The 262-nt window shown below is 51.5% G+C and carries 1 protein-coding gene; it reads right to left on the bottom strand.

Annotated features, from left to right (window positions below; translation table 11 throughout):
* Positions 1–62 precede the first annotated feature (62 nt).
* The coding region (locus tag SB753_RS38395) for a hypothetical protein (protein WP_410805335.1) at positions 63–262 on the bottom strand (200 nt) is incomplete at its 5' end.

A 262-nucleotide genomic window follows, 5' to 3' on the forward strand; every position in this document is an offset into this window, starting at 1 on the left:
GTGGTGGCAGCTAAATACAGATGTCGTGTTTTTTAAGGGTTAAAAGGTCTGTCTTTCATGGGTTACTGATCACGCAGTGTCGAAGGATCCGTTGTGAATGGGCAGGGCGCTGACGTCTGTTTCGACGGACCTTGCAGACCACCGGCCAGGTTTACGGGTTGCGGTTTTATCTGTCTTTGCTGGGCAAGGTCCACGATCACATGCTCGATGTCAGTCTGCGTGAATTCGCGTTGTTTCTTCTTGTCCGGCAAGCGGCTTTGAG

The sequence above is a fragment of the Paraburkholderia sp. SIMBA_053 genome (genome assembly GCF_046534895.1).
Lineage (GTDB): Bacteria > Pseudomonadota > Gammaproteobacteria > Burkholderiales > Burkholderiaceae > Paraburkholderia > Paraburkholderia caledonica.